Source organism: Curtobacterium sp. PhB142 (assembly GCF_004341255.1).
Lineage (GTDB): Bacteria > Actinomycetota > Actinomycetes > Actinomycetales > Microbacteriaceae > Curtobacterium.
Window position 1 is genome coordinate 291,131 of the sequence record NZ_SLUT01000005.1, and the last position, 23,762, is coordinate 314,892.

The following is a 23,762-nucleotide window of genomic DNA, read 5'->3' on the forward strand; positions in this document are numbered from 1 at the left end:
GATACGGTAGCGGAAGCGACCGTTCCTGATGGGTACCGTTCAGTTGCACTACCGAATCTACGGCGGCCCCGCTACCGTCAGACCATGCTCGATGTCCGCCGCCTGGTCCTGCTCCGCGAGCTGTCGATCCGCGGCACCATCGCGGCCGTCGCCGAGGCCATGAACTTCACGCCGTCGGCGGTCTCGCAGCAGCTCAGCGCCCTGGAACGCGAGGCAGGGGTGCAGCTCCTCCGCAAGGCCGGCCGACGGTTGCAGCTCACCCCGCAGGCCGAGGTGCTCGTCGCCGCCGCCGGCCACGTGCAGGACGTGCTCGAGCAGGCCCAGGCGCAGGTCGAGGACACCCTGCCGTCGGTCCAGGGGCGAGTGCGCGTCGCCGTGTTCCAGTCCGCCGCCCTCGCGCTGATGCCCAACGCCCTGCACGAGATGGCCACCGAACACCCCGACGTCCGGGTCGAGATGGTGCAGCGCGAGCCGGAGACCGCCCTGAACGAGACGTGGGCGCGGGACTTCGACATGGTCATCGCCGAGCAGTACCCGGCGCACGCCGCCCCGCACCTGTCCGGGCTCGACCGCTCGGACCTGACCACCGATGCGGTCCGGCTGGCGCTGCCGCCGCTCGACACGGCGCTGTTACCGGTCTCGAGCCTCGAGGACGCCGAGGCCCTGCCGTGGGTGATGGAACCCCGCGGGACGGCGTCGCGGCACTTCGCGGAGCAGGTGTGCCGACGCTGGGGCTTCGAGCCGGACGTCCGCTACGAGACCGCCGACCTGCAGACCCAGATCCGACTGGTCGAGTCCGGCAACGCCGTCAGCCTGATGCCGGACCTGATGTGGACCGGACGCACGACGACCTGCCGCCTGCTCGAACTGCCCGAGCAGCCCCGCCGCACGATCTTCACCGTCGTGCGCGCCGCCGGGGCGTCCTCGCCCGCGGTCCGTGCGCTGCGCGCCGCCCTCGAACGCGCCGCGGCGGCCGTCGGCGACTGACGGGCCCCGTCCCCGATCCGGCTGACTGCACCGAGACCGAACCGAGACCTGACGGGCCGTCAGGATCGCGGGATCGACGACATCTCCTGGGTGAGGGCACTTCTCGGTGCCCCGTCCGGTATCCGAGGGGGATCCCATGAGTCAGCCCTGCACGTCCACTACGCGTCGCGTCGCCGCGATCGGCGCCGCCGTCGCCATCGTCGCCGCCTCGTCGGCCCTCGGCATCGGCGCCACGACCGCCGTCGCCGCCGAGGAACCGACCGCGACCAGCACCGTGACACCGGTGGCGACGAGCGCCGCGACACCCGCTGCGTCCGCCTCGCCCGAGGCGCCCGAGACGCCCGTCCCGACCGACGCCCCCGACGAGCAGCCGGGAGGCACGACTCCCGATCCGACGCCGGCTCCCGCCGACGAGTCGGAGACCCCACTGCCCGCTGCGCCCGCCGCCGACGACGGCAGCGACCTGGCGTTCACGGAGCCGTCGACCGCGGACGCCCCGCTCGTCCTCACCGCGACCGCCGGCACCCCGTTCTCGCACACCTTCGAGACCACCGGCGGCAACGGCACCGTGGGCTACGCCATCCAGGACGCCCCGTCAGCGGCGTACAGCGTCAACGTGGAGACCGGTGTCCTGAGCGGCACCCCGACAGAGGCCGGCACGTTCGACTTCGAGGTCGTCGCGTTGAGCGGCTCGACCCAGATCACCGAGTACGTGGAGCTCACCGTCTCCCCCGGTGCCCCCGTGGGCGTGACGTTCGGGGTCGCGACGCCGGACTACGACGGCCTCTGGCAGGTCGAAGCCGACGGCACGATCTGGGAGCAGGCCGCCGGGCAGGGCCGAGTCCGCATCGTGCCGGACATCCCCGTCGCCGAGGACACCCCGCTCACCCTCGCCGGGCTCGCCGTCGACGCCTACGGCAACCGGACCACCCCCGGCGGTGACGACGACTACCCGCGGTCGACGGTCACCAGCACGGACGACTCCGACGTGGCCACGTGGAACGACGGAGACTCCTCGACGACCGTGACCTTCGGCGGGACCGGTACCCGGACCGTGACGGTCTCGGAGGGCGGCGTCTCCACGGCGTTCGACGTGGTGGTCGGCGCCGAGGGCACCGGCGAACCCGCGGCTCCGGACACCATCATGTTCGACGAGCAGTCGACGCCGGAGTCCCCGATCCGCATCGAGACGATCGCGGGCGAGCAGGTCGAACGCACCTTCACCGCCACCGGGTCCTCGAGCGAGCTCCACTACGTGCTGCTGACCGGCGCGACCGCGTTCCCCGTCCCGGGCAACGAAGCCCCGATCGCGCCGCTCGGGATCGCCGTCGGTGACACGAGCGGGGTCCTGAGCGGCGCCCCGACGGTGGCCGGTGAGTACGACTTCCAGGTCATGGCGATGAACGGCTCCCGGGCGGCCACGCAGTACGTCCACCTGTCCATCCGTCCGGCCGCCACCGAGGAACTCAGCCTGCTCGTCGGGACGATCGGGTCCCCCAGGGGCTGGCTCCGCGACGGCCGGGGGCTGCGCGAGGTCTTCGCGGAGAGCGGGGAGTCGATCCCGTTCGACGCGGTCCCGGTGGCCCAGGGCTCGACGATGGCCATCCGTGTGACGGCGCTCGACGCGTTCGGGAACAGCACGCAGGAGTCGGACGGCGCACAGCCCGTCGTCACGAGCACGGTGTCGAGCGACGAGGTCTTGCTCCCCCACGGCCCGTGGGAGCCCCGCGTCGCGTTCCCGCACGCGTCGCCGCACACGATCACGGTCGCACTCGGTGACGTCTCGACCTCGTTCGACGTGGACGTGCAGCCCGCGGCCGCCACCGTCGGCACCACGCCCCCGACGGCCGGTACCGGCACCCTCGCGTTCACGGGCGCGGAGACGTCCGGCACGCTCGCCTGGGCGCTCGGCCTGCTGGCCGCCGGCGGCGGCCTGCTCGTCCACCGCCTGCGTCGCCGACGCGCCTGACGCGGTGCACCGCACCGGATGACGGACGGGAGGCCCGTGGCGGATCCGCCACGGGCCTCCCGTCCGACGCGGGTTTCCGCACGGACCCCCAACCATGGTCACATTCCGGTCACCGACGCCTGAACGGCCACGCAGCCGCACTACGATCCGAGCAGGCCGAAACTCTCGGCAGATTCTTACGATCCGGCCACCCAGCCGGACCTGAACATGGGGGGAACCCGTGCACCGCAGCACCTCCGCCGTTCGTCGCGCTTGCGCCGTCGGCACCACCGTCGCACTCGTCGGTCTGACCACCGGTCTCGGCATCATGTCGGCGACCGCCGCCAGCGCCGTCGAGCCGACCGACTCGACGCAGCCCGTCTCCTCGAACGAGACAACGGCCCCCGTCGCGACGGAGACGCCCGCACCGACCGACGAGCCGTCTGTCCCCGCGGACGAGACCACGGAGACCCCGGCCCCGGCACCCGCCGAGGAGACCCCGGCCCCCACCCCGAGCGACGACGCGACCACCCCGGCCGACGAGCAGACCACCCCCGCGACGACGGCTCCGGCCGCCGAGACCCCGGCTCCGACCGCGACGCCGACCCCGGACGTCACCACGAAGGCCGCCGACGCGACCGTCACCATCGACGGTGCAGCCAAGGTCGGCACCCTCCTGAGCGCCGTCGTCACCGGCTTCGACGAGGACTCCTCGTACAAGTACGTCTGGGCTGACCAGGACCGCAACGTCCTGTCGAAGACCGCGACCTACCGCATCGACCCCACCGACGTGCGCAAGACGATCACCGTCACGGTGACCGGCACCCTGCCCGGCGCCACCGAGACGACCTCGGTGACCTCCGACGCGACCGCGCCCGTCAGCCAGACCCCAGCCTTCCTCGGCGAGGACGGCAAGCCGACGAAGGCCGGCGCCCACGCTGACCACCCGCTCGAGCTGAGCACCACGGCCGGTGACGCGTTCTCGCACACCTTCCGTGCGCAGGGCTTCCCGGAGCCGAAGTACGCGCTCGCGTGGTTCGACGAGGACGAGCTCGAGGACACCACGTACTACGACGAGAACGGTGACGAGTACGTCCCGGAGCCCGACGAGCAGCTCCCGGACGGCATCACGTTCGACGCCTCCACCGGTGAGCTCAGCGGCGTCTCGACGGAAGCGTCCGACTGGACCTTCGCGGTCACCGCGACGAGCGGCACCGAGACCGTCACGCAGTACGTCGACCTGACCGTCGAGGCCGCCGCGCCGCTCGGCATCATCGTCTTCACGACCGACCGTGCCGGTGCGTTCGACCTCGGCGAGGACGAGGACGACACGAGCACCCGGACCAGCTGGATCATCGACCCGGAGGGCAAGGTCTACACGTTCACCATCACGGGCGACGGTGAGGGCGGCTACACCGGCAACGAGGTCGAGGGCGGCCGGCCGACCATCAAGCAGGGCGGGACGCTCGTCGTGTCCGGCGGCCTGGTCGACGTGTTCGGCAACGAGATCACCGACGAGAACGAGGAGTCGATCGTCCCGACCGTCACCTCGGACGTGGCGAGCGACGTCATCGCGCCGGACCCCGACCTGGGCTTCTTCGGCCTCGTGAACGTCACGTTCCCGCACGCGTCGATCCACAACCTGTCCGTCTCGGCCGGTGACTTCACCACCTCGTTCGCGGTGGACGTCCAGCCGACCGCGGTCCCGACAGTGCCCGGTGTGTCCACTCCGGTCACCCCGGTCCCCGCGGCCGCACCGGTCACCCCGACGAACCGTGGCGGCCAGCTCGCCTACACGGGTTCGGACGCCACCGGCGCCCTGCCCTGGGCCCTCGGTCTGCTCGTCGCCGGTGCCGGCCTGATCGGCGCCCGCACCCTGCGCCGTCGCCGCGCACAGCGCTGACGGACGACCAGCGCTGACGTACGACCAGCGCTGACGGTCCCCCGTCGTCTCCCGTCCGTCGCGTGCCCGCGTGACGGACGGGAGGCCCGGCTCGGCCCCGCCTGTCCGCCTCCCCGGGGCGGCGGGGCCGTTTCCGTCCCACCGTCGGTAGCGTGGGCACCATGCCCACGCTGCTGCACATCGACTCCTCGGCCGACCTCTCCCACTCCCGTTCGCGCGCGCTGACCGCCGCGTTCGCCGATGCCTGGCGCGCACGCGGACCGGAGTACACGGTGGTCCGCCGCGACCTGCACGTCGACCAGCTCCCCCACCTCGAGACCTCGGCGCTGCACTGGGCGGCAGCGGACCGCACCGCGGACGAGTCCGTCGCTCCCGAGGCCGAGGCACTACGCCAGGAGGTCATCGACGAACTCCTCGCCGCCGACGTCGTGGTCGTCGGGTCGCCGCTGTACAACTACACGGTGCCGTCGACGCTCAAGGCCTGGATCGACCGCATCCACATCCCCGGGGTCCTGGCGGGCGACGTGCAGCCCTTGGCCGGCCGTCCGGTCGTGACCGTGGTCAGCCGCGGTGCGACGTACGACGCCGGCACCCCGACCGAGGACTGGGACCACGGCTCGCCGGTCCTACACCTCATCCTCGGCACGGCGCTCGGCATGAAGCTCTACCCGATCACGGTCAGTGCGACCCTGGCCGACCGGCTGCCCGACCTCGCCCCGCTCGCCGAGCACGCGTCCGCCGAGCTCGCCGACGCGAAGACGACGATCGAGCGCCTGGCGTCGACCCTCGGCTGAGGTCAGGACGCGAGCGGTCAGGCGGGACGGATCTCGTCCGACCGGCCGAGCAGCTCGGCGTGGAACGCCGTCTGCGTCAGTGCGCTCGCGAGCAGGAACCCGGTCATCGACTCGATCCCGCCGCTGAACGGCACACGCGCGGCGACTTCGAACAGCGTGGGCCGGTCGAGCAGGTCGAGTGCTTCGGCGACGTGCCGCGACCGCTCCTCGCGGTGTCGAGCCAACGTCTGCGCGCGGGCGACGACGTCGGCGAACCGGTACTCGTGGCCCGGGCAGACCTCGAGCCCGGCGTACACGTCGAGTCGGCTGAGCGACGCCAGGTAGTCGCCGAGCGGGTTCGTGGCGGTCCGACCACCGAGGCCGATCCCCGAGTTGATCCGCGGCAGCACGTGGTCCCCGGTGAAGAGCAGCCCGTCCGGTTCGTCGACGAAGCACACGTGACCGGCGGTGTGCCCGGGCGTCCAGAGGGTCCGGATGGTGCGCCCAGGGATCGGCAGCTCGTCGCCGTCGGCCAGCAGCAGGTCGGCGTAGGGCGCCTCGCTCCAGCCGAGCCCGATCCGTCGCCCGCTCCCCCAGGCCGCGACGACGCCGTCGTGCAGCTCGGGCGGCAGGCCCCACGTGGCGATGTCGGCGTCGTTCCGCACCGCGTCGGTGCGCTCCCGCTCCAGCGCGTCGACCTCGAGCCCGTGCATCGCGACCCGCGCACCGGTCGCTCGACGCACCGCGGCGGCGGCACCGAGGTGGTCTGCGTGCAGGTGCGTCACGGCGACGAGGGACACGTCGTCGAGCGACCGGCCGATCGCCGACAGCGCGGCGCGGACCTCATCGAGCCCGTCGTCGGCCGACCACCCGGGGTCGATCAGCGCGAGGGACCCGTCCGACCCCTCCACCACGTAGACCAGGGTCGCGTCGGGCACCCCGAACCGGAACGGCACCGCGAAGGTCCAGATCCCCGGCCGGATCTGTTCGACGGGCGGCAGGACGCCGTCGCGGAGCGCGGCGGCCTGCACGGGGCTGATCGGTTCCGGAGCCGGCGCTGCCGACGGGGGCACGGTCGTCACCCGCACCACACTACTGACGCGATCCGACCTGCCCCGGGTGATCCGGGCCTCCCGGCCGCACTTCGTGAGCAGAAATGGTCGAGTCGTCGCGCCGGACCCGACCATTCCTGCTCACCAAGCGCACACCCCGCCCACGCAAGCCCCACCCGCGCCCGAGTAGACACGACGCATGGAGATCGCACCGATGCTGGCCAAGGCCGTCGCCGACGTCCCGGAACCCGACAGCGTGACCGGTGGCCTGCGGTACGAACCGAAGTGGGACGGCTTCCGCGGCATCGTGACGATCGACGGCGACGACGTCGAGATCGGCAGCCGCGGGGCGAAGCCGCTCACGCGCTACTTCCCCGAACTCGTCGAGGCCTTCCGCGCGCAGTTCGGCGGCCGTGACCACCCGGTGGTGCTCGACGGCGAGGTGATCCTTCGCTCGGGCGAGCCCGGAGCCGAGCGCCTCGACTGGGAGGCACTGTCGCAGCGCATCCACCCGGCGGCCTCGCGGATCGCGAAGCTCAGCGCCGAGACGCCCGCGCAGTTCGTCGCGTTCGACCTGCTCGCAGCGGACGGCGACGAGCTGGTCGACCTGCCGTTCGACGAACGACGTGACCGGCTGGAACAGCTCGCGAGCGGCATGTCCGACCCGCTGTTCGTCACGCGCACCACACTCGACGTCGACCAGGCACGCGAGTGGCTCACCACCTTCGAGGGCGCCGGACTCGACGGCGTCGTCGCCAAGCGCCGGGCCAAGCCGTACGAACCGGGCAAGCGGACCATGCTCAAGATCAAGCACCACCGGACGGCCGACGTCGTCGCGATCGGGTACCGCGTGCACAAGAGCGGCTCGGGCGTCGGGTCGCTGCTCGTCGGGCTGTACGGCGACGACGGTGAGCTCCGCCAGGTCGGCGGCGTCTCCGCCTTCTCCGACAAGCGCCGGCTCGCCCTGGTCGACGAGCTCGAGCCCGTCGTGCTCCGCGATGCGGACGGGAGGCCCGTCACCGGTGACGGGGAACGCTCGCGGTTCTCGTCGGGTCGCGACACGTCGTTCGTCCGGCTGGCGCCGGAAGTCGTGCTCGAGGTCCGGTACGACCAGATGGAGGGCGACCGGTTCCGGCACACGGTGCAGTTCGAACGGTGGCGTCCGGACCGCGACGCGGCGTCGTGCGGGTTCGACCAGCTCGAGGTGCCGTCGGCGTACGACCTGCGGGATGTCCTGTCCTGACGCGTGGTTGTCCGTTTTTCGTCGTCTTCCCCGTGATCGCAGGAAAGTAGTTAGTCGAACTAGCGAAACGCTGCCACGATGGTGATCAGCACCACGAGGCACCCATCCCGGGAGCCCCAGGACCGAAAGCGGATCGACATGAGCACCAGCACGCTTGTCCGCCACTCGCAGCGGAACCCCTTCACCGAGGTACGCGAGGCACGCCGCCAGCGCACCCTGCAGCTCAGTGCGGTCATCAGCGCCATCGCCGGCGTGACCGCCACCGCGCTCGCACTCGTCACGATCGGCCTGGGCTCGTGATCGTCGACGGCATCAGCGACGCGCACCGCGGCACCTGGTCGCGCCTGACCCGCCTGCACACGGCGAGCGTCGGGCTGCCGATGCAGACGTCGCGCGTCGACGACCCCGACCGCTCGACGGACACCCTGCCCTCCGTCTGACGGTCCCCGCTGACCCGACTCAGGGTTTCTTGGCTCGGGACGGTTGCACACGCGGCGGCTCGCCGGGCATCTTCGGGAAGTCCGGCGGGAACGGCAGTTCACCCTCGCCGTTCTCCAGGTCGCGCTCCCACCACGCCAGCAGCGGCGCGATGCTCGCTGGCTCGTCGTGCATCGCCTGCCACGGGTCGCCGATCGTCGCCAAGCGTTCGGGGACGGTCCGGATCGTGAAGGTCGTCGGGTCCGCGGTCGGCAGCTCGTCCCACGTGATCGGCGTCGACACCGAGGCGTGCGCGAGAGCCCGTGGACTGTAGGCACCGGCCATCGTCCGGTCACGGTTCGCCTGGTTGAAGTCGACGAAGACCCGCTGGCCTCGCTCCTCCTTCCACCACGCCGTCGTGACCAGGTCGGGCATCCGCCGTTCGAGTTCTCGGGCGGCGGCGATCACGGCGTGCCGGACGTCGAGGAACTCGTGCTCGGGTGCGATCGGGGCGAACACGTGCAGACCGCGGTTGCCGCTCGTCTTGATCCACGCCGTCAGACCCGCTTCGTCCAGGACCTTCCGGAGTTCCTGCGCCACGGGCACCGTATCCGAGAAGTCCGTGCCGGGCTGCGGGTCGAGGTCGATGCGGAGCTGGTCCGGGTGGTCGCTGTCCTCGGCGCGCGACGCCCACGGGTGGAAGACCACGGTGTTCATCTGCGCGGCCCACACCGCGACGGCCGGCTCGTCGATGACGAGCTGCGGGTGCTTCCGGCCGCTCGGGTACGTCACCGTGACCGACCGCACGTACACCGGGGCGCCCTTCGGCGGGTTCTTCGAGAAGAACTGCTCGCCGTCGACGCCGCCGGGGAACCGCTGCAGCGAGATGGGCCGGTCGCCGTTGGCCCGGACGAAGGCGTCGCCCACGGTCACCAGGTACTCGGCGAGGTCGGCCTTGGTGATCCCGGCCTCCGGCCAGAGCACGCGCGAGGGACTGCTGATCCGGACCTCGCGGTCCCCGTCGGGCCCGGGTACCCGCACCGTCGTCGCTTCGCTCGCCATGCAGCGGAAGGTACTCGGTGCACGATGGACGAGTGAGCGCGTACCTCGGAGTGGACCTGGCGTGGGGGCTCGGCACCGCGAGCCGTGCCCCGAACGAGACCGGACTGGTCGCGATGGAGTCCGACGGCACGATCACCGATGCCGGATGGGCCCGCGGGGTCGACGACGTCACGACCTGGGTCGCGGAACACCTCGGGCCGCGGTCGCTCATCGCCGTCGACGCCTCGCTCGTCGTGACGAACCCGACCGGCATCCGCGAGTCCGAACGGCAGGTCGGGCAGCGCTACGGCCGGTGGAAGGTGGCGGCGAACCCGACGAACCAGGCCTCCGCGGCGAGCGCCGGCGCCAGCCTGCTCGACCGGCTCACCGCACTGGGCGTCGAGTACGTGTCCGACACGGCATCCATGCACGCCAGGACCGGGCCGGCGATGTTCGAGTGCTACCCGTACACGACCCTGGTCGGCGTGGAGGAGCTCGGGTACGACGTCGAGCGGCCCCGGTACAAGCGCCTGGACCTCAGGGTGCCGGCAGCCGAGGCCCGGGCACGCCGCGCCGAGGCGTTCGACGAGCTCGTCCGGCGCCTGCGCGAGACCCCGCTCGACCCGCCGTTGCAGCTCGACTCGCATCCGCTGGCTGCGGGCCTCGCCGACCCGTCAGTGCTGCACGGTCCGACGCACAAGCACCGCGAGGACCTGCTCGACGGTGCCCTGTGTGCCTGGACGGCGGCGTTCTGGGAGCGGCACGGGGACGAACGCGTGCAGATCCTGGGAGGCGATGTGGGCCTCCCGTCCGACCCGGTGGACGAGGCGGGCCGCCGGCCGGTCGTGGTGGCGCCTGCGCGCCCGTCGCAGCGGAGGCCGCCGCAGATTGGTCAGTCGTGCTCGCGCTGAGCGTCTGAAGCGATCACCTTTGCGAGCAGGTCGCGCAGTGGACCGAGATCGCCCAGCATCGAGCGGCGGGCTGCAGAGTGGTTTTCGGACTTCGTCGCCTGCTGCCAGTCGAGCGTGACGTCGTGCTCAGCGGCGTACTGTCGCCAGAACTCTCGCTGCGTTCGACCGTTGCCCTCCATGAAGGGGTGGATGTAGTTGAGTGTCGCGAACTGCTCCGTGAGGAAGTCGAGCGGCCGCTTCAGCATCTCTCCCCCGCCAGCCAACTCGCCGTCGAGCTGGGCCATCCGCGGAGCGATGAGTTGGGGAGGCAGGAAAGGTTCGTCCGGGTTCTTCGCGATGCCGTCGAGACGGTACTCGCCAGCCCACTCGTAGACGTCCTGGAAGAGGTGGGCGTGGATTCGTCGAATCCGCTGCGATGGTCGAAGACCGCGGAGACCGCGGACCTCGCCGAGCAGCAAGTCGAGTTCGCGGTCTTGCACCTCAGGCACTTCGAGTGCCGCGAGTGCGGCTCTGCTCGTCGCTCCGAACTTGTTCCGCAGAACGAAGTTCTCGTCGTGGTAACCGCCGACCGGTCGACTCACCGGCGGTGTGCGAAGGCCCGGAGCTCCTCGCGGCTGATCTCACCCCGTGCGAAGCGGCTCATGTACTGAATCCACTCGGGGTTGTCCTCGAACCCTTCGAGTCGACCGGAGTGGATTACCGCCGCCACGGCGTGCGACCGCTTGGCGCGCTCGGCGCCACTGACGGTTCGAACGACTCGCTTGGCCATGAGACCGATTCTACGCGGTCGAGCCCTTGCGCTCCAGAGCCGGGTGGACGCACCGACGCGCGGCTAGGGTTGACCGGTGAGCACGACGAGCGAACCCCTGCACATCGGGCTGGTGTCGCTGCACACCTCCCCCGGAGACGAACCCGGCTCGGGCGAGGTCGGCGGCATGAACGTCGTCGTCCGGCACCAGGCCGAGGCGCTGGCCGATCGTGGCCACCACGTCGACATCATCACGCGGCGTTCGGCGCCGACGCAGCCGGACTCGGTGTCGCTCGTGCCGGGTGTGTGCCTGCGGTTCCTGTCGGCGGGTCCGGCGGAGCCGGTGCCGAAGGGTGAGCACGACGCGTTCATCGAGCCGTTCCGCCACGAGCTCGAGCAGCTCGGGCCGTTCGACGTCCTGCACTCGCACCACTGGTTCTCCGGTGCCGCTGCCCTGCCGGTCGCCCGTCAGCGCGGCATCCCGCACGTGCAGTCGTTCCACTCGATCGCCGCCGACCCCGAGACGCCGTTGTCCGAGGGTGAGCGGCCAGAGTCCGCCGGGCGCATCACGGGCGAGCAGCAGCTGGCGCGTGAGTCCGATGCGGTCGTCGTGGTGTCCGAAGCCGAGGCGTCGACTGTCCGGACGCGGCTCGGCGGTGCCGACGCGCGGATCTGGATCGTGCCGCCCGGGGTCGACGGGTCGGTCTTCCGTCCGGCGGCCGCCGGTGCGCGCCGGGCCGCCACGCCCTACGTCGTCGCGGCGGCTCGCGTGCAGCCGTTGAAGGGGCTCGACCTGGCAATCGAGGCGATCGCGGGCATCAGCCAGGAGGCCCGTCCCACCTTGGTCATCGCAGGGGATGCTTCGAGCGAGGCGGGTGACTACGTGGACGAACTGCGTCGGCTCGCCGCCGCGCGTGGCATCGCCGACCGCGTCACCTTCATCGGGCCGCAGTCGCGTGCCGACCTGGCGTTCCTGTTCCGTGGCGCGGCAGCCGTGCTGGTGCCGTCGCACTCCGAGACGTACGGGCTCGTGGCGCTGGAGGGCTCGGCGTCCGGGGTGCCGGTCGTGGCCGCGGCTGCCGGGGGCCTGCGTGAGGCCGTGGTCGACGGTGAGACGGGTGTCGTGCTCGAGTCCCGTGAGCCGTCGGTGTGGGCCGCCGAGATCGAGCGGATCCTGACCGACTCCGGGTACGCGGCCGCGCTGTCCTCGGCCGGGCGCGAGCACGCGGAGCGTCTGAGCTGGGAACGATCGGCTTCGGGGCTCGAGGACGTGTACCGCCGGGTGCTCGGCAGCGGGTCGCGGGTCGGATCGTGAGATGACGGCGTTCGACGCGTTCTGGGCAGCGCTCGACGCCGTGCCGGTGGAGGCGGACGCCGAGGCGCTCTACGACCTCGGTTCGGCCGAGGGGCGGTTGCGGCGATCGAACCTGCAGCGGTACCTGGAGCAGTTCGGGCCGGCGGCGGACACCCTGCTCGTGGCCGAGGCACCCGGGTGGCGGGGCATGACGAACACCGGCATCCCGTTCACGAGCATGCGCGAGCTCGAGACGGACCGGTTCGGCGACGACTACCTGGTGCCGCCGGAGCCGACCGCCCCGTGGGAGGCCTCATCGCGCGTCGTGCAGGCGGCACTGTCCGACTGGGCCGGGCCGCTCCCCGTGGCGTGGGCGATCTTCCCGCACCACCCGTTCGTCGCCCCGGACCGGCTGACGAACCGCACACCCCGTCCGGCCGAGGTGCGGTCGGGAGCATCGGTCGCCCTCGCGCTGCTCGAGGCACTCGGTGGCGTCGACCGGGTCCGGGTGGTCGCGGTGGGCCGGAAGGCCCAGGGTGCGCTCGCGTTGGCCGGCATCGAGGCGATCGCCGTCCGGCACCCTGCGCAGGGTGGCGCGAAGCAGTTCACCGAGCAGCTCCGAGCGTTGGACCGCTCGCTGTAGTTCCCCGTGCCGGTCCCTCCGGTCAGGCTGAGCGGACCTCGACGCCCTTCGCGGCCAGGGCCTCGGCGACGTGGGCGGGCAGCGGCGCAGCTGCGTACACGGTGCGGAGGGCCGGCAGGTCGAGGACGTCGTCCCAGTTCTGCGGGTCGAAGCGGTCGTCGGAGCCCTCCCACCCGGGGTGTACGTCCTGGAGCACCTCGAGGTCGGTGTCGACGGTGAGCTCCGTGACGAGCGACAGGTGCGACGGCAGGAGTTCCAGGTCGTCGTAGTACTCACGGGCCCGGTCGTCCTGGCCGTCGACGTCGAGGTCCTCGTCCGTCTCGTCGGCAGCCTCCGGGTCGTAGGGGTCGAGGACGTCGAGGTCGTAGCAGAGGACGTCGAGCACCAGCAGCTTCGCGTTGAAGTCGGCGAACTCGACGGGCTCTTCGGTGGTGTTCGACTCGTGGTCCATGGCCCGGAGAGTATCCGTCGCCGAGCGACCGTGTTGCGATCGCGAGAAACCTTCCTGTGGGACTAGACAGCAAGGCGTCTCGCGCGCAAGGGTGACGCATGGCCACCACCAAGACGGACCGACCACAGCAGGAGCAGCCCGAGCTCCGCAGGGTCATCGGTCCCAAGCTCCTGCTGCTGTTCATCGTCGGCGACATCCTGGGAACGGGTGTCTACGCGCTCACCGGTCAGGTCGCGGCAGAGGTCGGAGGAGCAGCGTGGCTCCCCTTCCTCATCGCCTTCGCGGTCGCCCTGCTGACGGCGTTCTCGTACCTGGAACTCGTCACGAAGTACCCGCAGACCGCGGGCGCTGCGCTCTACGTGCACAAGGCGTTCGGCGTCCACTTCATCACCTTCATCGTGACCTTCATCGTGATGTGTTCCGGCATCACCTCGGCGTCGACGGCGTCGCGGGCGTTCGCCGCCAACCTCGGCGTCGGGTTCGGCCTCGAGTTGCCGAACGCCGTCGTGATGCTCATCGCCATGGGCTTCATGCTCGCGGTGATGGCGATCAACTTCCGCGGCGTCAGTGAGAGCGTGAAGACGAACGTGGTCCTCACCCTGGTCGAGCTGTCCGGTCTCGTCATGGTGATCCTGATCGGCTTCTGGGCGATCGCAGGCGGCAACGCGGACTTCTCGCGGGTGGTGATGTTCGAGACCCCGGAGGACAAGACCCTGCTCATGTCGATCTCCACGGCGACGTCGCTGGCGTTCTTCGCGATGGTCGGCTTCGAGGACTCGGTGAACATGGCCGAGGAGACCAAGGACCCCTCGCGCATCTTCCCGAAGGTGATGCTCACCGGCCTCGGCATCACGGCCGTGATCTACACGCTCGTGTCGATCTGCGCCGTCGCCGTCGTGCCGATCGGTGAGCTCGCCGGCAACGAGACCCCGCTCGTGACCGTCGTGCAGACCGCCGCCCCGGACTTCCCGATCGCCGACCTGCTGCCGTTCATCTCGATGTTCGCCGTGGCCAACACCGCCCTGATCAACATGATGATGGCGTCGCGACTGCTGTACGGCATGAGCAAGCAGGGCGTGCTGCCGGGCTTCCTGGCCCGCATCTCCCCCGCTCGTCGCACCCCGTCGAACGCGATCGTCTTCACCACCGCGATCTCCCTGCTGCTCATCGGCTGGGTCTCGCTCGACCCGGACTCCCCGATCGTGGTGGTCCTCGGTGGCACGACCTCGCTCCTGCTGCTCACCGTGTTCGCCGTCGTGAACCTGACGGTGGTCGTGCTCCGCCGCGACAAGGTCGACCACAAGCACTTCCGAGCCGGCGTGATCATCCCCGTCATCGGCATCATCACGTGTCTGTGGCTCGTGCTGCCGTTCTCGTCCGGCCGCGACCCGCAGCAGTACCAGATCGCCGGTGCACTGCTGGCCCTCGGCGTGGTGCTGTGGGCGGTGACCTGGTTCACGCACGGCCGCAAGCAGCCCGAGAAGGCCCCGACCGGCCTGGTCACCGAGCCGACGAAGGTGCAGCACCCGCCGCACGACCACCGCGACGACTGATGGACGCGACCGCCGTCATCTGGACGACCGTCATCGCCGCCATCGCGCTCATCTCCCTGTCCGCCGGCGGATGGGGTCGGAGCAGGTCGCGCCGACGCCGACGCTGACGTCGCGGCTGACGGTCCTGGTGCACGAACCCCGTGTTCGGTGCACCAGGACCGTCAGTGCGTCACAGCGGCCCCCGATCGGGCGGGTGCGGTTCCCAGGCGGCGCCCGTACGCTCGTCGTGCTCCGCCTGCCCCGCCCCGTCCGTCGAGAGGTCCCGTCATGCGCCGTGTCGGCATCACGCTCGCGTCGGTGTTCGGCGCCGGCATCGTGGTCGTCGGGATCGGCGTCGTGGTGCTCGTCGTGATCGCGGTCAACTCGATCGCCGGCATCGCGAAGTCCAGCGCCGCCGACGCCACCCCCACGTGCCCGAAGGTCGCCTCCAAGACCGTCGGCGGCATGGTCGTCCCCGCCGGCCCCATCGCGGGCTTCTGCCAGGACCGCCTGGTGAACGCCGCGTCGGTGATCCAGGCCGCGAAGGCGGTCGGCATCGGGCCGCACACCCAGGCCGTCGGGGTCATGACGGCGATCGGCGAGTCGAGCCTGGTGAACCTGGACCACGGCGACGCCGCGGGACCGGACAGCCGCGGCCTGTTCCAGCAGCGCGACAACGGCGCCTGGGGCACGTACGAGCAGCGGATGGACCCGTACACGGCGGCGTCGATGTTCTACGCGAAGCTCGTCAAGGTCCCCGGCTGGAAGACGATGACGCCGACGCAGATGGCGCACGCGGTGCAGATCAACTCGGACCCCGAGCACTACGCGAAGTCCTGGCCCGCGGCCAAGGCCGTCGTCGAGGGGCTGACGGGCGAGACCGTGCCCGACACCGCGCCACAGGGCTGACCGGGCACGAGACCGCCGGGCCCGTCGGTCAGGCGACGTCCTGGTCCTGGTCGTGCTCGTCGAGTTCGACCATCGCGGCACCGCCGTCGTGGACGATGACCTGCGCGCGCAGCCGGATCGCGTGCTCGTCGAGGGCGCAGGCGCACGCGTCGACCCACTCCCAGTCGACCGGGTGCACGCGGTCGACACCGGGCCGCTCCCACGCGAGGACGACGTCGACCGCGCCGAGCTGTCCGACGATCTCGGAGATCAACGACGCGAAGTCACTGACGTGCTCGTCCGGTTGGTAGGGCAGGTCCGCGATGGGCAGCAGGAACGGGATCGACATCCCGAGCTCGTCGAGGAACACCACCCAGCACTGCCGGCGCACCGGGCGGTCGACCAGGGCGGCGACGAGTTGGACGACGTCGTCGTCGGTACGGACAGGGGTTCGGATCAGGCGGTCGAGGGTGTCGGTGTCAGGCATGACTCCAGCGTCGCGAACCCGGCCCGCCCACCGACGGCCGCCGTGTGCATCTGTGGACAACCTCGCCGCCGCAGCCACCTGTGGAGGACGACTTGAGGCCGCGAGCCGTCCGACTTCGGCGATCCCGATGCCCCCGCGGTCGCTGGACGGGCCTCCAGTCCGAACCCGACCGGCTCGGCGAGGTTCCACGACATGCCGCACGCTGATCGCCGAGGTTCCAGATCTCGACGAACAGGGCGCCGACATGCCGAGATTTCGGAACCTCGGGACGGCAGCACCCCTTAGATGCCGTGCGTCACCGAGCTCTCGATGAGCAACAGCGCCGCGAAGAACACCGCGACGACGGCGGCCATCCCGACGAGCACGACCGGCCACGCCAGCCGACGCCGCACCAGCCGCAGGATGCACACCACGATCGAGGCGACCAGCACGAGCGCGATCAGGATCGGCCCGACCGTCACGACCGAGTCACCGAGCCCCACGTTGCAGGTGTTCCCCGGGGCAGCGCACGACACGAACGCCAACGACATGAGCTTGATGCCCCACCCCGCTGCCAACGCTTCGAGCGTCAGCACCACGAGCAGGGTGATGGAGGCGACCATGTCCGCGACGCGGCGGCGCCCTGCCAGGGGGTGGCGGGCCTCCCGTCCGAACCGTGCCGGAGCCGACCCGAGCGGATCGAGACGCGCCCCCGGAACCGACTCCGGACCCGAGCCGGGCACCGACTCCGGCCCGGACCCGGGAGCCGAACCGGCGTCAGCCGGACCGGACGACCGGGCGGGCGCGTCCATCAGGACCGCCGGCCGCGCGTGGACCAGAGGGCCGCGGCGATGAGCAGCGGCTGCCCGAAGAGGCGCGCGACGCGCTTCTCGTCGGTGTCCAGGCCGAACGCGTCGCGGCGGTTGACCCACTGCGACAGGTTGCCCGGGAAGATCACCGTGAAGAACAGCGCAGCGACGGAGCCGACGAAGCGCCGGGCCGGCTTCGGCGCGAGCACGAGCGCCGAACCGAGGGTGATCTCGGCGACACCGGAGGCCAGCACGGTCGTGTCCTCGGAGAGCGGCACGAACTCCGGAACCTGGGCCGTGAACTCCTTGCGCGCGAAGGTGAGGTGACTCGTGCCGGCGAACACGAGCGCCAGGCCGAGCAGGACGCGGAGGAAGGAACGCATGCCTCCATCGTGCCTGCTCCCGGGCGACGGTGCTCGCACGTGTACGGAACCCGACCGGCTCGGTACATTCAGACGTATGGGAGCACCCTCTCGGGACCACGAACCGCCAGCAGCCCCCGCGACCTTCGCCGTGCTGCTCGGCCCGGTCGCGTTCTACCTCGGCATCATCGTGCCGGCGCAGGGCACGGTCCGGCACGTCCTGCTGGGTGCGGCGTTCGGCGTCGTCTGCGTGCTGAGCGGCTGGCGTGCGATCGTCATCGCCGGTCGCCGTCGCCGGGCGGTGCAGGTCTGGGCGTGGATCGGCATCGTGATCGGCGCCGCCGGGCTGGTCATGATCCTCTGGCAGCTGCTCGTCATCGCGACCGCCGGGGCGTTCCCGCCGCCGTTCTGGTCGCCCTACGCGAACCGCTGACGCGGGTCACCAGCCGAGCGTGCCCGGCGCACCCTTGAACGGGCCGACGACGTCCGACGTGATCCAGCCGCCGTAGAAGTCGCCGTCCTGCGACTGCACGACCTCGCCGCCGACCTCGCACGAGTCCATCGCCGACGGGTAGATCGCGACGCGGTCCCGGAGCGACTCGTACCCCGGCTCGGGCGTCGGGTAGTTCCACGCGGCGCGGCTCGCGACGGTGCCGTCCCCGCCGACCACGTCGAAGTACCGCGCCCGGCCCTTGAACTCGCACATGCTCGACCCCTGGGCGGGGCGGAGGTCGAGGTCCGCCATCGGCAGGTAGTACACCGGCGGGTGCGAGGTCTCGAGGACCCGCACGGCATCGGTGGTGTCGGCCACGACGGTGCCGCCGAACCGGACGACGACGCGGGCGGTGACGGGCTCGACGGCGGGCGGGCGGGGGTAGTCCCAGACCGATTCCTGTCCGGGGCCGGGTTCGATCCGTGTGGGATGGCGCATGGGCTCGTGTCTACGCCGAACGGCTGCGGTCCGGCTGGCGGGCGGGGTGCACGGAGCCGCCGCAAGGTGCACCATGGGCGGGTGACGACGACGACACGCACGCTCTTCCGACGGAAGCCCATCGAGACGATCGATGACGACACCGGAGCCGAGGGTGGCCTGAAACGGCACCTCGGCCTCTGGCAGCTCACCGCGATCGGCATCGGCGGCATCATCGGCGCGGGGATCTTCACCCTCGCCGGCACCGTGGCGAACGGCGTCGCCGGTCCCGCGGTCCTCATCAGCTTCCTGGTCGCCGGCGTCGCGAGTGCCGCCGCAGCGTTGTCGTACGCCGAGTTCGCCGGCCTCATCCCGAAGGCCGGCAGTGCGTACACGTACGGGTACGCGGTGCTCGGCGAGATCGTCGGGTGGTTCATCGGGTGGGACCTGCTGCTCGAGTACACGGCGATCGTGGCGGTGGTCGCGATCGGCATCTCCGGCTACGTCGGGTTCCTGGTGGGCCAGTTCGGCATCGACCTGCCCGCGTGGATGCTCGGCGCGCCCGGCACCGGCGACGGCCACGTGATCGACGTCTTCGCGATCATCCTGTGCCTGGTCACCGCGTTCGTGCTCACCCGCGGCATCCGCAGTGCCGCCCGGTTCGAGTTCGTCGCCGTCGGCATCAAGGTCGCACTCGTCGTGCTCATCGTCGTGCTCGGCGTGTTCCACATCAACAGCGCGAACTACTCCCCGTACTTCCCGTTCGGCTTCGGCGGCGTGATGACCGGCGCCGCGACGGTGTTCTTCGCGGTGTTCGGCTACGACGCCATGTCCACCGCGGCCGAGGAGTCCGTCGACGCCCGCAAGCACATGCCGAAGGCGATCCTGCTGTCCCTCGGCATCTCGATGGTCCTGTACGTGCTGGCGACCCTGGTGCTGACCGGGATGCAGAAGTACACGGACATCGACCCGGCCTCGGGCTTCTCGTCGGCGTTCGCGTCGGTCGGCCTCGGTGGTGTCGCGAACGTCATCGCGATCGGCGCCATCGTCGGCATCGTCACGGTGCTCGTCACGTTCATGCTCGGCGCCAGCCGCGTCTGGTTCTCGATGAGCCGCGACGGTCTGATGCCGAAGTGGTTCTCGAAGACCGACCCGAAGCGCCACGTCCCGACCCGCGTCACGTGGATCCTCGGCATCGCGTCGGCGATCCTGGCAGGCGTTCTGCCGATCGGAGTCGTCGCCGAACTCACGAACATCGGGATCCTGCTCGCGTTCGTGGTGGTCTGCTCCGCGGTGATCGTGCTCCGCTACCGCCAGCCCGACCTCGACCGTCAGTTCCGGCTGCCGTTCATGCCCGTCATCCCGATCATCGGCGTCATCGCGTCGCTGTGGCTCGTGACGTTCCTGCAGTGGGAGACGTGGGTGCGGTTCGCGGTCTGGTTCGCGATCGGCCTGGGCGTGTACTTCGGCTACTCGCGGAAGCACAGCAAGTTGGCGGCCGGCGAGCCGACCGACGCGACGAAGCCGTAGCGAGCAGGCGCCCTAGCGTCCGCTCCAGCGCACCCAGCCCTGCACCTGCGCCGCAGCGCTCTCGAGCGAGGAGTGCGCCCCGTTGATCGAGTGGTCCGGCGAGTCCACCGTGAACTGGTCCGTCCGGGTGACGTCGCAGACGACCTCGGAGCCGAGCCACACGTTCCAGTGGTCTGCGGAGTCGTGCACCCACCGCAAGCGGTCCGGCATGAGCGTGTCCAATCGAGTGGAGAGCGGCGAGCAGTCGTCGCCCGTCCACGCAGACGGTAGCCCTGCTCGATGTGTGCCGTTCGGGTCGGCGGCTCCGCGCGTCGGTGGCACCTGGCACGATTGACCCGTGCCAGCAGCCCCGATGATCGACGCCGTCGACGTCATCCGTTTCGTCGGGCCGCAGACCTTCGGTCGCGCGCGCGACGTCGTCCGTGCCGGCCTGGTCGACGATGCCGTCTGGAACGCCGACGACGGCACCGTCACGGCGACCGTCACGGGCACCGCTGACGACCCCTACGAGTGCCGCATCGACATGACCGTGGCGCGCGGCGACTTCATCCGCCCGGTCCGCAGCACGTGCAGCTGCCCCCTCGGCGGCGACTGCAAGCACGTCGCCGCCGCACTGCTCACCATCAACGCGCGTGCCCTGGCCGCCAACGCCGGCCCGCGTCCGGAAGCGCCGGCTCCGCCGCCCTCGGACTGGAGGCACGACCTCGCCCGCCTCGCCGGTGACGACGAGCAGGCGGTCACCCCGCAGGGCACCCGGATGGGTCTGCAGTTCGAGTTGCGCGACGCGGTCCCCGCCGCCCTCGCGGCCCGCGCCCGGGCCGCCGGCCGAGCCCTGCCGGCGCCGTCCCGCACGGTCCGGCTCGGGGTCCGGCCGGTGACCCGCAGCGACGCCGGCAACTGGGTGCGCGGGCAGCTCACCTGGGGCACGCTCCCCTACTCGCAGAACCGCCTGGGCCTCGGCGCCGAGCAGCACGGGTGGTTCATGCAGCTCGCGGCCCTGCACCGTGCGGGTCAGCTGGCGGGGTTGCCCGGCGAGAGCGACTGGCTGCACCTCGACGACTTCCGCAGCCCGCTGCTGTGGCCGTTGCTCCGGCAGGCGTCGGGGCTCGACATCGCCTTCGTGACCGGCAAGCGCGAGGGCGGGGTGGTCCTCGGCGAGCAGGCCCAGGTGCTGCTCGATGTCTCTCGGCCCGGTGTCGCCCGGCACGACGACGCCGTGGTGATCGGCGCGAGCGCGGTGCTCGACGGCCGCCCGGTCGTCCCCGGTGCGGCGCGGATGGTCGGCGACCACGGTGTGTACGTGTTCCGCGAGAGCCCGGAGTTCACGGTCGGGCTCGCACCGACCCCGGCGCCCGTGCCGGACGACCAACGGCGCATGCTCCTCGAGGGCACCCGCATCACGGTGCCGACGGCCGAGGTCGACGAGTTCCTGGCCGACTGGTCGCCCCGGCTGCGCGGTGCCCTCGGGCTCGTCAGCTCCGACGGCTCGGTCGAGCTGCCCGAGCGCACCCCGCCCGAACTCGTGCTGACGGCGACGTTCGAGCCCGCAAGGGCACCCCGCACCGACGACCGGGTGCACCTGCACTGGCGCTGGCACGTCGACGGCCGCAAGGACCCGGTGTCGCTGCACGGGCCGCTCCCCGACCTGACCGGGCTCCGCGCCGCGGACGATCCAGCCAGCACCGACGACTCAGCCAGCACCGACGACCGAGCCGGCACCGAGGCGGCGACCGCCGACGCCGACGTGCCCGCGGCCCTGGAACCCGCCACGTCGACAGCGCGAGCCGACGACGCGACGTCTGGCGAGCCTCCCGTCCGCCCTGCCGGACCCGGTGGCGGACTGGACTGGTTCCAGGACGGCACCATCGACGGGGCCGACGTCGCCGTGTTCGCGAACGAGTTCCTGCCCGAGTTGCCGGCGCTCGGCGTCCGCACGGTGGTGCAGGGTGAGCGCCTCGACTACGAGCGGTTGAGCGGGCGGCCGCACATCCGCGTCACGACGATGCCGTCGGACAAGCACGACTGGTTCGACCTCGGCATCATCGTGAGTGTGAACGGCAAGCAGATCCCGTTCACCCCGCTGCTCACCGCCCTGGCCGGTCGGCAGCGGCGGCTGAAGCTCGTCGACAACTCCTACTTGTCGCTCGCCGATCCCGCGTTCGACCGGCTCAAGGAACTCATCGACGAGGCCCGCGACCTCGACGAGTGGGAGCCCGACCAGCCGATCCAGGTGACGCCGCTGCAGGCCGGGCTGTGGACCGAGTTCGACCTGCTCGCCGACGAGACCTCGCACGACGAACGCTGGCAGGCGATCACCGCGGGGCTGATGGGGGCGACTCCCCCGGGTGACGTCCCGGTGCCGGACACCGTGCACGCCGAACTGCGGCCGTACCAGCACGCCGGGTACGCCTGGCTGTCGTTCCTGGCGGCGCACGGCATCGGCGGGGTGCTCGCCGACGACATGGGCCTCGGCAAGACCCTGCAGGTGCTCGCGATGGTCGCTGCCCGTCGTGCCGCCGAGCCCGACGGGGCGCCGTTCCTCGTCGTCGCGCCGACCTCGGTCGTCGGCAACTGGGTGGCCGAGGCGGCGAAGTTCACGCCGTCACTGCGGGTGGCGGCCGTCACCTCGACGTCGCTGAAGGATCCCGGTCTCGTCGCCCGCACGGCCTCGCAGGCCGACGTCGTCGTCACCTCGTACGCGCTGCTCCGGCTCGACTCGCAGGCGTGGACCGACCTGCCGTGGTCGGCACTCGTGCTCGACGAGGCGCAGTTCGTGAAGAACCCGCAGTCGCAGACCCACCGGGTGGCGTCCGAGCTGCAGGCACCCGTGAAGTTCGCGATCACCGGCACCCCGCTCGAGAACGGGCTCACCGACCTGTGGGCGCTGTTCCACATCGTCGCGCCCGGGTTGCTGTCCACCTGGACCCGGTTCGGCGACGACTTCGTGAAGCCGCTCGCCTCCCCCGAGCTCCGGGGCGAAGCACGCCAGCAGCTCACCGCGAAGCTCCGGCGTCGGATCCGGCCGCTCATGCTCCGCCGGACGAAGCAGGCCGTCGCCGCCGACCTGCCGCCGAAGCAGGAACAGGTCGTTCGGGTCACGCTCGACCCCGCGCACCGCGAGCTGTACGAGCGCACGCTCAACCGCGAGCGACTGAAGGTCCTCGACCTGATCGACGACCTGTCGAAGAACCGGATGATCGTGTTCCGGTCGCTGACGCTGCTGCGGATGCTCGCGCTGTCGCCGGCGTTGGTCTCGAGCGGGTCGGACTCGCCCCTGTCGCCGTCGACGCCGATCCCGTCCGCCAAGCTCGACCTGCTGCTCGACGAGCTCGAGCAGCTCGCGGCCGAGGGCCGACGCGCCCTGGTGTTCAGCCAGTTCACGTCGTTCCTGCGGATGGTGTCCGATGCCCTCGACGAACGGGGCGTCGGCTACGAGTACCTCGACGGCTCGACGCGCAAACGCCCACAGGTGATCGAGCGCTTCCGGCAGGGCACCGCGCCCGCGTTCCTCATCTCGCTGAAGGCCGGCGGCTTCGGGCTCACCCTGACCGAGGCGGACACCGTGTTCGTGCTCGATCCGTGGTGGAACCCCGCCGCCGAGTCGCAGGCCGTCGACCGAACGCACCGCATCGGGCAGACCCGGTCGGTCAGCGTGCAGCGCTTCATCGCCGAGGACACCATCGAGGAGAAGGTCCTCGCACTCGCCGCGCGCAAGGCCGAGCTGTTCGCCACGATGATCGACGACGACGCCCTGTTCGCCGACGACCTGACGGCCGACGACATCCGCTCGCTGCTCGCCTGACGCGACGGAGCGGTCAGGCGAGCGCGAGCGCGGGTGTCAGCGGGCGCGAGCG

24 protein-coding genes and 1 pseudogene are annotated in these 23,762 nt (G+C 71.2%); 15 read left to right on the forward strand and 10 right to left on the reverse strand.

Going from position 1 to position 23,762, the window contains the following annotated elements:
• Positions 1 to 84 precede the first annotated feature (84 nt).
• The 4 genes from EDF31_RS12160 to EDF31_RS12175 all read left to right on the forward strand — a co-directional run bounded on the left by EDF31_RS12160 (position 85) and on the right by EDF31_RS12175 (position 5,632).
• Positions 85 to 987 carry a LysR substrate-binding domain-containing protein gene (locus EDF31_RS12160; protein ID WP_111086860.1) on the forward strand — a complete coding sequence of 301 codons (903 nt, stop codon included), beginning with the start codon at positions 85 to 87 and terminating at the stop codon, positions 985 to 987.
• Between the two features lie 136 nt (positions 988 to 1,123).
• On the forward strand, positions 1,124 to 2,956 hold the full coding sequence (locus EDF31_RS12165) for a hypothetical protein (RefSeq protein ID WP_131846288.1): 1,833 nt from the start codon (positions 1,124 to 1,126) through the stop codon (positions 2,954 to 2,956).
• Positions 2,957 to 3,176: 220 nt separating this feature from the next.
• Positions 3,177 to 4,838, forward strand: a complete 1,662-nt coding sequence (locus EDF31_RS12170; protein ID WP_131846289.1) for a putative Ig domain-containing protein — start codon at positions 3,177 to 3,179, stop codon at positions 4,836 to 4,838.
• A 161-nt stretch (positions 4,839 to 4,999) separates the two neighbouring features.
• Positions 5,000 to 5,632, forward strand: a complete 633-nt coding sequence (locus EDF31_RS12175) for an NAD(P)H-dependent oxidoreductase (protein WP_131846290.1) — start codon at positions 5,000 to 5,002, stop codon at positions 5,630 to 5,632.
• A gap of 17 nt (positions 5,633 to 5,649) precedes the next feature.
• On the opposite strand, the gene EDF31_RS12180 is transcribed toward EDF31_RS12175, so the two are convergent.
• The gene (locus tag EDF31_RS12180; protein ID WP_165901404.1) at positions 5,650 to 6,693 is read right to left on the reverse strand and encodes an MBL fold metallo-hydrolase; all 1,044 of its coding nucleotides are present in this window, start codon (positions 6,691 to 6,693) and stop codon (positions 5,650 to 5,652) included.
• Positions 6,694 to 6,862: 169 nt separating this feature from the next.
• Between EDF31_RS12180 and EDF31_RS12185 the strand changes: the two genes are divergently transcribed.
• The 3 genes from EDF31_RS12185 (at position 6,863) to EDF31_RS19980 (ending at position 8,346) form a co-directional block, all read left to right on the forward strand.
• Positions 6,863 to 7,906 carry an ATP-dependent DNA ligase gene (locus EDF31_RS12185; protein WP_131846292.1) on the forward strand — a complete coding sequence of 348 codons (1,044 nt, stop codon included), beginning with the start codon at positions 6,863 to 6,865 and terminating at the stop codon, positions 7,904 to 7,906.
• Between the two features lie 138 nt (positions 7,907 to 8,044).
• The gene (locus EDF31_RS19975) at positions 8,045 to 8,206 is read left to right on the forward strand and encodes a hypothetical protein (RefSeq protein WP_159573681.1); all 162 of its coding nucleotides are present in this window, start codon (positions 8,045 to 8,047) and stop codon (positions 8,204 to 8,206) included.
• Positions 8,203 to 8,346: a hypothetical protein gene (locus EDF31_RS19980; RefSeq protein WP_165901405.1), complete on the forward strand. Its 144-nt coding sequence runs from the start codon at positions 8,203 to 8,205 to the stop codon at positions 8,344 to 8,346. Before EDF31_RS19975 ends, EDF31_RS19980 begins: the two co-directional genes overlap by 4 nt.
• A gap of 19 nt (positions 8,347 to 8,365) precedes the next feature.
• On the opposite strand, the gene ligD is transcribed toward EDF31_RS19980, so the two are convergent.
• The gene (gene ligD, locus EDF31_RS12190; protein ID WP_131846293.1) at positions 8,366 to 9,385 is read right to left on the reverse strand and encodes a non-homologous end-joining DNA ligase; all 1,020 of its coding nucleotides are present in this window, start codon (positions 9,383 to 9,385) and stop codon (positions 8,366 to 8,368) included.
• 32 nt (positions 9,386 to 9,417) lie between these two features.
• Between ligD and EDF31_RS12195 the strand changes: the two genes are divergently transcribed.
• A complete protein-coding gene (locus EDF31_RS12195; protein ID WP_131846294.1) occupies positions 9,418 to 10,275 on the forward strand; it encodes a DUF429 domain-containing protein in 858 nt (285 codons plus the stop codon).
• Here EDF31_RS12195 and EDF31_RS12200 read toward each other — a convergent pair.
• Together EDF31_RS12200 and EDF31_RS12205 are read right to left on the reverse strand one after the other, a co-directional pair.
• The gene (locus tag EDF31_RS12200; RefSeq protein WP_131846295.1) at positions 10,257 to 10,856 is read right to left on the reverse strand and encodes a Fic family protein; all 600 of its coding nucleotides are present in this window, start codon (positions 10,854 to 10,856) and stop codon (positions 10,257 to 10,259) included. The genes EDF31_RS12195 and EDF31_RS12200 overlap by 19 nt on opposite strands.
• Positions 10,853 to 11,044, reverse strand: a complete 192-nt coding sequence (locus EDF31_RS12205) for an antitoxin VbhA family protein (RefSeq protein ID WP_131846296.1) — start codon at positions 11,042 to 11,044, stop codon at positions 10,853 to 10,855. Before EDF31_RS12205 ends, EDF31_RS12200 begins: the two co-directional genes overlap by 4 nt.
• 76 nt (positions 11,045 to 11,120) lie before the next feature.
• On the opposite strand from EDF31_RS12205, the gene EDF31_RS12210 reads away from it, so the two are divergent.
• Both EDF31_RS12210 and EDF31_RS12215 read left to right on the forward strand, forming a co-directional pair.
• Complete coding sequence (locus EDF31_RS12210) at positions 11,121 to 12,338, forward strand: glycosyltransferase (protein WP_131846297.1); 1,218 nt, start codon at positions 11,121 to 11,123, stop codon at positions 12,336 to 12,338.
• Position 12,339: 1 nt separating this feature from the next.
• Positions 12,340 to 12,960: a uracil-DNA glycosylase gene (locus tag EDF31_RS12215; RefSeq protein WP_131846298.1), complete on the forward strand. Its 621-nt coding sequence runs from the start codon at positions 12,340 to 12,342 to the stop codon at positions 12,958 to 12,960.
• A 22-nt stretch (positions 12,961 to 12,982) separates the two neighbouring features.
• On the opposite strand, the gene EDF31_RS12220 is transcribed toward EDF31_RS12215, so the two are convergent.
• Complete coding sequence (locus EDF31_RS12220) at positions 12,983 to 13,411, reverse strand: hypothetical protein (protein ID WP_131846299.1); 429 nt, start codon at positions 13,409 to 13,411, stop codon at positions 12,983 to 12,985.
• A 98-nt stretch (positions 13,412 to 13,509) separates the two neighbouring features.
• Here EDF31_RS12220 and EDF31_RS12225 point away from each other — a divergent pair, with 98 nt between their 5' ends.
• Positions 13,510 to 14,964, forward strand: a complete 1,455-nt coding sequence (locus EDF31_RS12225; RefSeq protein WP_131846300.1) for an APC family permease — start codon at positions 13,510 to 13,512, stop codon at positions 14,962 to 14,964.
• Positions 14,965 to 15,231: 267 nt separating this feature from the next.
• Complete coding sequence (locus EDF31_RS12230) at positions 15,232 to 15,852, forward strand: hypothetical protein (RefSeq protein ID WP_123340324.1); 621 nt, start codon at positions 15,232 to 15,234, stop codon at positions 15,850 to 15,852.
• 28 nt (positions 15,853 to 15,880) lie between these two features.
• Here EDF31_RS12230 and EDF31_RS12235 read toward each other — a convergent pair whose 3' ends face one another.
• From EDF31_RS12235 to EDF31_RS12245, 3 genes and pseudogenes are all read right to left on the reverse strand, one after another.
• Entirely contained in the window at positions 15,881 to 16,318 is a 438-nt protein-coding gene (locus EDF31_RS12235; RefSeq protein WP_123292410.1) for a hypothetical protein, read from the reverse strand.
• Between the two features lie 281 nt (positions 16,319 to 16,599).
• Positions 16,600 to 17,142 (reverse strand): annotated as a pseudogene (locus EDF31_RS20360) (DUF6264 family protein); the annotation flags it as partial.
• Positions 17,109 to 17,489: a hypothetical protein gene (locus EDF31_RS12245; protein WP_111086844.1), complete on the reverse strand. Its 381-nt coding sequence runs from the start codon at positions 17,487 to 17,489 to the stop codon at positions 17,109 to 17,111. The gene EDF31_RS12245 and the pseudogene EDF31_RS20360, both read right to left, overlap by 34 nt.
• A gap of 76 nt (positions 17,490 to 17,565) precedes the next feature.
• Between EDF31_RS12245 and EDF31_RS12250 the strand changes: the two genes are divergently transcribed.
• A complete protein-coding gene (locus EDF31_RS12250) occupies positions 17,566 to 17,901 on the forward strand; it encodes a hypothetical protein (RefSeq protein WP_131846302.1) in 336 nt (111 codons plus the stop codon).
• A gap of 6 nt (positions 17,902 to 17,907) precedes the next feature.
• Here EDF31_RS12250 and EDF31_RS12255 read toward each other — a convergent pair whose 3' ends face one another.
• The gene (locus EDF31_RS12255; protein ID WP_123292406.1) at positions 17,908 to 18,399 is read right to left on the reverse strand and encodes a DUF427 domain-containing protein; all 492 of its coding nucleotides are present in this window, start codon (positions 18,397 to 18,399) and stop codon (positions 17,908 to 17,910) included.
• An 81-nt stretch (positions 18,400 to 18,480) separates the two neighbouring features.
• Between EDF31_RS12255 and EDF31_RS12260 the strand changes: the two genes are divergently transcribed.
• Positions 18,481 to 19,908 carry an amino acid permease gene (locus EDF31_RS12260; RefSeq protein ID WP_123292405.1) on the forward strand — a complete coding sequence of 476 codons (1,428 nt, stop codon included), beginning with the start codon at positions 18,481 to 18,483 and terminating at the stop codon, positions 19,906 to 19,908.
• Between the two features lie 12 nt (positions 19,909 to 19,920).
• Here the strand turns inward: EDF31_RS12260 and EDF31_RS12265 are convergent, their stop codons facing one another.
• Positions 19,921 to 20,118: a hypothetical protein gene (locus EDF31_RS12265; protein WP_123292404.1), complete on the reverse strand. Its 198-nt coding sequence runs from the start codon at positions 20,116 to 20,118 to the stop codon at positions 19,921 to 19,923.
• Between the two features lie 127 nt (positions 20,119 to 20,245).
• Here EDF31_RS12265 and EDF31_RS12270 point away from each other — a divergent pair, with 127 nt between their 5' ends.
• Positions 20,246 to 23,710: a DEAD/DEAH box helicase gene (locus EDF31_RS12270; RefSeq protein ID WP_131846304.1), complete on the forward strand. Its 3,465-nt coding sequence runs from the start codon at positions 20,246 to 20,248 to the stop codon at positions 23,708 to 23,710.
• The last annotated feature ends 52 nt before the right edge of the window (positions 23,711 to 23,762 follow it).

Coding starts and splice junctions, on each gene's coding strand:
- EDF31_RS12235 (WP_123292410.1), bottom strand. CDS start 16,318: ATGCCTGACACCGACACCCTCGACCGCCTGATCCGAACCCCTGTCCGT.
- EDF31_RS12245 (WP_111086844.1), bottom strand. CDS start 17,489: ATGCGTTCCTTCCTCCGCGTCCTGCTCGGCCTGGCGCTCGTGTTCGCC.
- EDF31_RS12255 (WP_123292406.1), bottom strand. CDS start 18,399: ATGCGCCATCCCACACGGATCGAACCCGGCCCCGGACAGGAATCGGTC.
- ligD (WP_131846293.1), bottom strand. CDS start 9,385: ATGGCGAGCGAAGCGACGACGGTGCGGGTACCCGGGCCCGACGGGGAC.
- EDF31_RS12175 (WP_131846290.1), top strand. CDS start 5,000: ATGCCCACGCTGCTGCACATCGACTCCTCGGCCGACCTCTCCCACTCC.
- EDF31_RS12220 (WP_131846299.1), bottom strand. CDS start 13,411: ATGGACCACGAGTCGAACACCACCGAAGAGCCCGTCGAGTTCGCCGAC.
- EDF31_RS12265 (WP_123292404.1), bottom strand. CDS start 20,118: ATGCCGGACCGCTTGCGGTGGGTGCACGACTCCGCAGACCACTGGAAC.
- EDF31_RS12185 (WP_131846292.1), top strand. CDS start 6,863: ATGGAGATCGCACCGATGCTGGCCAAGGCCGTCGCCGACGTCCCGGAA.
- EDF31_RS12205 (WP_131846296.1), bottom strand. CDS start 11,044: ATGGCCAAGCGAGTCGTTCGAACCGTCAGTGGCGCCGAGCGCGCCAAG.
- EDF31_RS12165 (WP_131846288.1), top strand. CDS start 1,124: ATGAGTCAGCCCTGCACGTCCACTACGCGTCGCGTCGCCGCGATCGGC.
- EDF31_RS12250 (WP_131846302.1), top strand. CDS start 17,566: ATGGGAGCACCCTCTCGGGACCACGAACCGCCAGCAGCCCCCGCGACC.
- EDF31_RS19975 (WP_159573681.1), top strand. CDS start 8,045: ATGAGCACCAGCACGCTTGTCCGCCACTCGCAGCGGAACCCCTTCACC.
- EDF31_RS12225 (WP_131846300.1), top strand. CDS start 13,510: ATGGCCACCACCAAGACGGACCGACCACAGCAGGAGCAGCCCGAGCTC.
- EDF31_RS12160 (WP_111086860.1), top strand. CDS start 85: ATGCTCGATGTCCGCCGCCTGGTCCTGCTCCGCGAGCTGTCGATCCGC.
- EDF31_RS12230 (WP_123340324.1), top strand. CDS start 15,232: ATGCGCCGTGTCGGCATCACGCTCGCGTCGGTGTTCGGCGCCGGCATC.
- EDF31_RS12215 (WP_131846298.1), top strand. CDS start 12,340: ATGACGGCGTTCGACGCGTTCTGGGCAGCGCTCGACGCCGTGCCGGTG.